The organism is Xenorhabdus bovienii, assembly GCF_024721015.1.
Classification (GTDB): Bacteria; Pseudomonadota; Gammaproteobacteria; order Enterobacterales; family Enterobacteriaceae; genus Xenorhabdus; species Xenorhabdus bovienii.
Window position 1 is genome coordinate 130,947 of record NZ_JANAIF010000002.1, and the last position, 8,449, is coordinate 139,395.

An 8,449-nucleotide genomic window follows, 5' to 3' on the forward strand; every position below is an offset into this window, starting at 1 on the left:
GTAAGTCATGCCAACAATCGATTTAAGCCAGTTGCCACCACCGGATGTGGTGGAACCACTAGATTATGAACAACTGCTGGAAGAGCGCAAAGAAGGATTGATCTCGCTCTATCCAGAAGAACAGCAGGATGCGATTGCACGAACTCTGCAACTGGAATCAGAACCTTTGGTCAAATTGCTGGAAGAGAACGTTTATCGCGAATTGCTCTTGCGTCAACGCGTCAACGAAGCCGCCCGTGCGGTGATGGTGGCCTATTCGACAGGTAGCGATCTGGATCAATTAGGTGTGAACAATAACGTAGCCCGAATGGTTTTGAGCCCTGCGGATAACTCCACCGTACCACCGACACCAGCGCTAATGGAATCTGACAACGACTACCGTGTTCGCATCCCACAGGCTTTTGAAGGTTTGAGTGTGGCTGGGCCAGTTGGTTCCTATGAATTCCATGCCCGCAGTGCGGACGGTCGGGTTGCTGATGCTTCGGCTATCAGCCCGTCACCAGCCAATGTCACCGTGACCATTATGTCCCGTGAAGATAAAGGCGTGGCATCGAAAGAGCTGCTGGATAAAGTCGAAAAAGCGCTGAACGACGAAAACGTGCGTCCGGTGGCGGATCGCCTGCAAGTCCAGTCGGCGAGTATTGTGGAATATGAAATTGATGCGGTGCTGTATATCTTCCCGACACCGGAATCAGAACCGATCCGCAAAGCGGCTGAGCAGAAGCTGAAATACTACGTTGAAGCACAGCATCGTCTGGGGCGTGACATTCGCTTGTCGGCAATTTATGCCGCATTGCATGTGGAAGGCATCCAGCGTGTGGAGCTGAAAGCCCCGCTGAAAGATGTGGTGCTGGATAAAACTCAGGTGTCTTACTGCACCAAAACCACACTGATGATGGGAGGTTCAGATGAATGATCGCCTTCTGCCGATGGGCTCGACCCAGCTAGAACTTGCTGCGGCCAAAGCCTGTGCCGAGTTGCAGAAGATTAAAGTGCCGCTGCGTGAACTGTGGAACCCGGACACCTGTCCGGCAACGTTGCTGCCCTATCTGGCATGGGCGTGGTCAGTGGATCGCTGGGACGAACACTGGTCTGAGAGCATAAAAAGAGAAGTGATCAAAAGCTCGCTATTCCTGCATAAACATAAAGGAACGATTGGTGCAATTCGGCGGGTCGTTGAACCGCTGGGGTATCTCATTCGAGTAAAGGAATGGTGGCAGACCAATGATGTACCAGGCACCTTCCGGCTGGATATTGGTGTACTGGAAAACGGCATCACGCATGAAATGTTCGAAGAACTGGAAAAACTGATTTCTGATGCCAAGCCAGTCAGCCGACATTTGATTGGATTAGACATCAATCTGGATACACGCGGTGAGTATTACTACTCAGCAGCCAGTTACAGCGGCGATGAGCTGACGGTTTACCCCTATTTCCCAGAACAAGTAACAGTATCCGGCTCAGAAGTTGTCTCGGTGGTGACTTACAGTGGTGATGAACTGACAGTTTACCCTTATTTACTAAAGCAAATAACAATATCCGGCTCAGAAGTCGTGGGCGTGGGCATACATATTATTGATGACATGAGGATTAGACCATGAGTACCAAATATTTTGCGCTGCTGACACAGCTAGGCGCGGATAAGTTGGCAAATGCTGCGGCATTGGGTACAAAAATTGAAATCACCCATATGGCCGTCGGTGATGGTGGTGGCAGCCTGCCGACACCAGATACTAAGCAGGCCAAACTGATTAATGAAAAGCGTCGTGCGGCGATCAATACGCTGAGTATTGATCCGAAAAACACTAACCAGATCATCTCGGAGCAGATTATCCCTGAAAACGAAGGTGGCTGGTGGATCCGTGAAATCGGCCTGTTTGATAAAGATGGCATTTTGATTGCTGTGGGTAACTGTGCGGAAACTTACAAACCACAATTACAGGAAGGCTCCGGCCGTACCCAGACCATCCGCATGATTTTGATTGTCAGCAGTACCGAGTCGGTGACTTTGAAAGTTGATCCGTCTGTGGTTCTGGCAACTCGCGAATATGTTGACGATTCTATCCAAGAACATGTGAATAGTAATAACCAACAATTTAAGACGTTAATTGAAAGTAATCACCGTTTAAATGATACGGTAGCGGAAATTGATTCGAGAGTAAACAAAGCTGATAATCAATTTAACCAGCTTAAAACAAACATACAAGAATATATTCCTCTCCCTCTAAACCTTTTTAGTAATGCAATGATGCGTTCTGTTGAACAAGAAGGACATCCAACTAAATATACAGCAGTGGGTTGTACTATAAAAGCAGTACATCCTTGGACTAAAGGTTTTGAAGGTTGCTATACAGAAATCGCACCCTCCAATGTGGCTCCGGATCCAGAGTCTGCTGGCGAAGGAAAGCCGTATTGGTATGGGCGATATAATTTAGGTGATCGTATGGGTCGTGGGGGTTTAGCTGGAGGATGGGGTGGAATAGATTCAGGGAATATTTTGAAAATAACTTCTACAGCATCTACTGGACATCAATTTTTTAGAGTACCAGTAGAGACTTTTGGTGTTTTCTCGCAATTAGGTCTTCGTTTTTGGGTGAAAATAGTAAAAGGCAAATTAGGTATGGGGGTAGATAGTGGATATCATAGCGAAAATTATAGATATCTCGGTGATGATGTCATTGAAAAAACGGAGACAGATGCTGCTAAAGATGGCTGGTTATTAGTAAACAAAGTAATAAATATCTCTCAAGTAACTTCATTAGCGGGTAATGTTATGAACTTTGGTTTACCTGATGATGAGGATTGTGAGATTTATTTGGCTCTTCCCTATTTATATGCACCAATGGCAGGTAAAACTATGACTGTAGCTGCCGGTGAAACTGGTGGTTCGCCTGTGTTTACCCCTGGAAATCCTGAGAGTTAATCATGAAAGTAATTAATAAATTTAATAATGAGATTATTGGTATCTTTAATCCAGAAACGGCTGAAAGTGAATTAAAATCACTTGGTTATAATATAGCTGATTGTGATTTTATAAAATCTCAATCAGAGTTGGATCGGGATAATCTTTTATACTTAAAATCGACAGATTGGCTTGTAACTAGGCATCGCGATCAATTAAGTCTGGATATTGAACCTTCGATTACTAACGAAGAGTATCAGTCCCTTTTGATAAAACGTCAGAAAGCTAGAGTTTCTATTGCCGATCAAGATGCCTTAAAAAAATACTATTCTTTTTTTGGTGACGAATAATAGGTAATTCTAGGCACGTATTCAAAGTGTGTATTATTAATTTCATTGTATTGCATCTAATGCAGTTGAGAACATATAAATTTCTTTACAACCTTAATCGTAAAGTTATTTGCAATCATAGCTTTCAATAGATTAAATACACGCAACAATTGTAATGTTTTCAATGCAAGAATGATTAGTTAAAACTGACAATTAAATTTGATAAAGTCAACTTGTAACTAATAAGTAAATATTTATCTATTAAACTGATTTATAAATAATAAAAATGGAGTTAAATAATGTCTGATCTTAATAAGCAAGAAAATAAAAAATCCGAATATAATTATAGTATTAATCCTGATCAATACAGAATTAAGGTTAATATTGATACGATAACTGCTCCAGTCGGTTCTTTTCCTTGGGCAGTTATTCAGGTATATTTTGGAAACAAGTTATATCGTAAAAATTGGAACTCTCCCACTGAGTATGTACGTCTTATACCTTCTCAATCAAATAATGATGAAATTTATATTGAGAAAAATGATAAATACGATCAATGGATGCCTTGGTTGCCGACACCTCAAGATTTGATGGCATGTGATTGGGACTTTATGAAAAAAACAAATCTAGAGAATTCTATGTTAGTTTTTGATCTTGAATTAGACAGCCGCAGGAGGGTTGGTGGAGTTAAAGGTTGGGGATATGAAGCTTATGGGAATAGTTTTGGTACCTTAAATATAATAGAAAATAATACAGATATTGTGAAAATTGGCGCATTCATGTGGATTCCTGAAGATGATAAGGTTCTTTTTATGGCAGCATCGATTCAACCAGACTCATCTGATGAGTCTGGTGAAAATGAAGAGAGTAATCAGAGAATGAGGGAACTATTTAAAAAAGGCCTTGATGTAATGGTTGATGGTGTAACTTATAGTTTTGGTAAACCTTCAAGTATTCTTGCTTCCGGTATTCCAGACATTTTTAGTTATTATGAACATAATATTGAAGCAAAAAAATTAGGCGAAATATTAAAACAAAAAGGTCAAACCAAGCGTTTTTACTTAACTTGGCGTGATTATTAATTTATTCAAGTCTACTTCCTGATTTCAAGGCTGCGTTCCTGCGTGGCCTTTTTGTTTTCTAGAGAACTATATCTGTCATTCCACACAAAATTAAGGAATAAATAGACTCATAGAGTTTTCAAAATATATTCAGCAGATTATGTTGGTACAGCTGCATTCCCGTAGTCATCGATTTTCTTGAAAAGGCTAGAGCGGATAGAAGCGTTATTGATGGTGATGACTGGCTGTTTAATGGTATATGCGGCATTGGGGCATAAAATCCGCACCGGGCTTAAACAAAAAATGCCGTTCTACCCAGATATGAAGAGGCGGGAAACACAATCACCTATGGCACGTTGGGTATTTTTGACCTTCGAAGGGATTAACACCTTCGAGTTTCGAGAGCTCCGGAGGTTTTCCAGAACTCATTGATCTTTACGATCTAGCCAAGATCTAATTCCCCGAACCTTAAAAACTACAAATAAACGGCAAAAACAGGCCATTTTTACCTGTCAAAAAATAACCAAAAGTCCAAGCTAACCTAAATGACACTTGAAAGAATAAAACTCGTACAAAGAAGCTCAAATAATGCACCTGTATTGGTTTTAATTTGACCAAAAAAGAATTCCCTCCCGGAAATATAGACTTTCTTCCTCTATTCCAAAAAATAATTAAATTTTAAATTTAACAAATTGATTAATAACAAAAATACCAACTCCACTTTGTACCCCACACCACACATTTCCCATCGAATGATTTCCCCCACCCAATCCGTCAATATAGCGGCACACCTTAACAGGAGAACGCTAAAATGGCACAAGATTATCATCACGGTGTCCGTGTACAGGAAATTAATGAAGGTACTCGCACCATCACCACAGTTAGCACAGCTATCGTGGGTATGGTTTGTACTGGTCCTGACGCAGACGAAAAAACATTTCCATTAAACACTCCAGTTTTGATTACTGACGTTATGAGCGCCAGTGGCAAAGCAGGGAAAAAGGGAACTTTGTACTCATCACTGAAAGCGATTGCTGATCAGGCTCAGCCTGTCACCGTCGTTGTTCGTGTGGCTGAGGGCGAATCTGAAGAAGTAACCGTTTCTAACATCATCGGTGGTGTCACTGATGCAGGTAAGAAAACGGGTATGCAGGCACTGTTGGCGGCGCAAAGCCAGCTCGGTGTTAAGCCCCGCATTCTGGGTGTTCCGGGTCTGGATTCAAAAGCAGTTGCGATTGAACTGGCCAGCGTTGCCCAGAAACTGAAAGCAATGGCTTATGTCAGCGCTTATGGCAGCAAAAATATCTCTGAAGTCATCAAATACCGCGACAATTTCAATCAGCGTGAGCTGATGCTGATTTGGCCGGATTTCTTGAGCTGGGATACTGTTTCCAATAGCGAGTCTATCGCTTATGCAACCGCTCGTGCTCTGGGCCTGCGTGCCAAAATCGACGAGGAAACTGGCTGGCACAAAACACTGTCTAACGTGGGTGTTAACGGTGTAACCGGTCTGTCTGCTGACGTCTTCTGGGATCTGCAAGATACCGCAACTGACGCTGATCTGTTGAACAAGAGTGGCATCACTACGCTGATCCGCAAAAACGGCTTCCGTTTCTGGGGCTCCCGTACTTGCTCTGATGACGCACTGTTCCAGTTCGAAAGCTACACCCGTACCGCTCAAGTTCTGGCTGACACCATGGCTGACGCACATATGTGGGCAATCGACAAACCACTGACACCATCACTGGTACGCGACATTATCGAAGGTATTAATGCCAAGTTTCGCGAACTGAAATCTGGTGGTTACATCATCGATGGCCGTTGCTGGTATGACGAAAAAGCCAACGACAAAGACACGCTGAAAGCAGGCAAACTGACCATCGATTACGACTATACACCTGTACCGCCACTGGAAAACATGATGTTACGCCAGCGCATTACAGATAGTTACCTGATGAATTTCGCTAAAAGTATCAATAAATAAGGGGCTAACTGATGGCATTACCTCGCAAACTTAAATACCTGAATTTGTTCAATGATGGCAACAACTATCAGGGGATCGTGGAAGAACTGACTCTTCCTAAGTTAAGCCGCAAGCTGGAAGCTTATCGTGGCGCCGGCATGAACGGCAGCGCAATGGTGGATCTGGGTCTGGATGAAGGTGCATTGGATGCGGAATTCACTCTGGGCGGTATTGAATCTCAACTGTATAAGCAGTGGGGCATTGCGACAGCAGATGGCGTTATGTTGCGCTTTGCTGGCTCTTTTGAGCGCGAAGATACCGGTGATGTGGTTGCGGTTGAAGTTGTGATGCGTGGCCGTTTCCAGGAGTTCGATCACGGCACTTATAAACAAGGTGATAACTCTCAGACCAAAATCACCGCGAAAAACACTTATTTCAAACTGACATGGGATGGTGAAGAGCTGATTGAAATCGACACCATCAACATGGTTGAGAAAGTGGGCGGAGAAGATCGTCTGGAGCAGCATCGCCGCAATATCGGTCTTTTTTAATCGCTTTTTTAGCAATTAGATTTTTTAAAACTTATTTCCTGTCTCATCGGAGTTTGAACCATGCCTGCTGGGACAGGTTTTTAATCGGATAAACAAGGTTGAACCATGACAGAAACACTGAACACTCAAAATGACGATCTGCGCACCATCGAATTGGAAGCTCCATTGGCGCGAGGTAACGGCGAAATCACGGAAGTGATGGTACGCAAACCTACCAGTGGTGCGTTGCGCGGTGCACGTTTACAGGCGCTGCTGGAAATGGATGTGGATTCTATGCTGCTTGTCCTGCCGCGTGTTACCACTCCTGTATTGACCAAAAATGACCTAATGATGATGTCACCTGGTGATCTGATTAATCTCAGTGTGGAGGTGGTCAATTTTTTGTTGCCGAAGTCGGTCAAGTCCGATTCCCAGAACAATTAACCGTTGATGAATTGGTGGCGGATATCGCCACCGTTTTTCACTGGTCACCGGCAGTGACAGATGAAATGTCATTGTCGGAACTGTTGGATTGGCGACATCGGGCCATTTTAAGAAGTGGTGCAGAAAATGAGTAATATACAGTCACAGCTAAACAAGGTGCTGAGTACCGTTGGAAAGCTGACCGGTTCCTTTAAATCTTTTCAACGGCATCATAAAAAGCTGGAAAATTCAGTCGATAAAATTCATAACCAGTTCAAAAAACTCACTAAGACCGTTGAGAGCTTAAAGCCTATCGTGGGTTATGCGCAGGAAACTGCGCGTATACGCACCGATCTTAAAGCTTATAATCAAACAATTAAACAATCTTTATCTGCGCGGCAGAATTCGACAAGAACGATGCAGGTTAGTGCTGCCAGTCAATCAGCTAATATTATTCAAACTACCCAGATTATCAAACAGGAAAATTCATCCAGTAAAAAAAGCGAATTTAATCTTGGTGTAATGGGGAATATGACTAACAATTTTACATTGTTAGATAAGTTGGTCATTAATATCAATCCAAAGATAACAATTTTATTTAGTATTCTGAATAAAATTAATGCGGTTTTGAATGTAACTACTGGTGCAGTAAAAGTAGTATTTCAAACTTTGGTTGGTTATATACAACTATTTGGAAATGTTGGTATAAAAACATTCGACTCTTTAAGAGTCAGTTTGAATATATTTACGCAGTTGGGTATTCAGGCTTTTGTATCTTTAAAAGTTAGTCTGAATATTTTTGCGCAGTTGGGAATTCAGGCTTTGGTGTCTTTAAGAGTTAGTTTGAATTTATTTGCACAGTTAGGAATCCAGGCACTGGATAAATTAAAATCCAGTCTGGATGCATTTGCACAGTTGGGGCTTAAAGCTTTTGAAGAATTAAAAGCCAGTCTGAATTTCTTTGCACAATTAGGTGTTCAGGCGCTGGATAAATTAAAATCCACACTGGATGCATTTGTGCAGTTGGGCGTTCAGGCTCTGAATAAATTAACCGCACCCCTAGATATATTTGCGCAGCTGGGAACTCAGGCGCTGGATAAATTAAAATCCAGTCTGGATGCATTTGTACAGTTGGGACTTAAAGCTTTTGAAGAATTAAAAGCCAGTCTGAATTTCTTTGCACAATTAGGTGTTCAGGCGCTGGATAAATTAAAATCCACACTGGATGCATTTGTGCAGTT

General features: G+C 42.3%; 9 protein-coding genes and 2 pseudogenes. All 11 read left to right on the forward strand.

The window, feature by feature from the left end; genetic code table 11:
- Positions 1-7: 7 nt before the first annotated feature.
- Positions 8-916, forward strand: a complete 909-nt coding sequence (locus NXS07_RS01150; RefSeq protein WP_038201973.1) for a baseplate assembly protein — start codon at positions 8-10, stop codon at positions 914-916.
- Positions 909-1,601 (forward strand): phage tail protein I, encoded by a 693-nt coding sequence (locus tag NXS07_RS01155; protein WP_258086024.1) that lies wholly within the window; start codon positions 909-911, stop codon positions 1,599-1,601. The genes NXS07_RS01150 and NXS07_RS01155 overlap by 8 nt, the downstream gene beginning before the upstream one ends.
- Positions 1,598-2,923, forward strand: a complete 1,326-nt coding sequence (locus NXS07_RS01160) for a phage tail protein (RefSeq protein ID WP_258086025.1) — start codon at positions 1,598-1,600, stop codon at positions 2,921-2,923. Before NXS07_RS01155 ends, NXS07_RS01160 begins: the two co-directional genes overlap by 4 nt.
- A gap of 2 nt (positions 2,924-2,925) precedes the next feature.
- On the forward strand, positions 2,926-3,252 hold the full coding sequence (locus tag NXS07_RS01165; protein ID WP_238099714.1) for a hypothetical protein: 327 nt from the start codon (positions 2,926-2,928) through the stop codon (positions 3,250-3,252).
- A gap of 278 nt (positions 3,253-3,530) precedes the next feature.
- Positions 3,531-4,313, forward strand: a complete 783-nt coding sequence (locus NXS07_RS01170; RefSeq protein WP_258086026.1) for a Thoeris anti-defense Tad2 family protein — start codon at positions 3,531-3,533, stop codon at positions 4,311-4,313.
- A gap of 165 nt (positions 4,314-4,478) precedes the next feature.
- Positions 4,479-4,697 (forward strand): annotated as a pseudogene (locus NXS07_RS01175) (IS1634 family transposase); the annotation flags it as partial.
- Positions 4,698-5,103: 406 nt separating this feature from the next.
- The gene (locus NXS07_RS01180) at positions 5,104-6,276 is read left to right on the forward strand and encodes a phage tail sheath protein (RefSeq protein WP_038185700.1); all 1,173 of its coding nucleotides are present in this window, start codon (positions 5,104-5,106) and stop codon (positions 6,274-6,276) included.
- Between the two features lie 11 nt (positions 6,277-6,287).
- Positions 6,288-6,806 (forward strand): phage major tail tube protein, encoded by a 519-nt coding sequence (locus tag NXS07_RS01185; RefSeq protein ID WP_012987901.1) that lies wholly within the window; start codon positions 6,288-6,290, stop codon positions 6,804-6,806.
- Between the two features lie 105 nt (positions 6,807-6,911).
- Positions 6,912-7,229 carry a phage tail assembly protein gene (locus tag NXS07_RS01190; RefSeq protein ID WP_012987900.1) on the forward strand — a complete coding sequence of 106 codons (318 nt, stop codon included), beginning with the start codon at positions 6,912-6,914 and terminating at the stop codon, positions 7,227-7,229.
- A 14-nt stretch (positions 7,230-7,243) separates the two neighbouring features.
- Positions 7,244-7,363 (forward strand): GpE family phage tail protein, encoded by a 120-nt coding sequence (locus tag NXS07_RS01195; RefSeq protein ID WP_010845423.1) that lies wholly within the window; start codon positions 7,244-7,246, stop codon positions 7,361-7,363.
- A pseudogene (locus tag NXS07_RS01200) lies at positions 7,356-8,449 on the forward strand (phage tail protein); the annotation flags it as partial. The gene NXS07_RS01195 and the pseudogene NXS07_RS01200, both read left to right, overlap by 8 nt.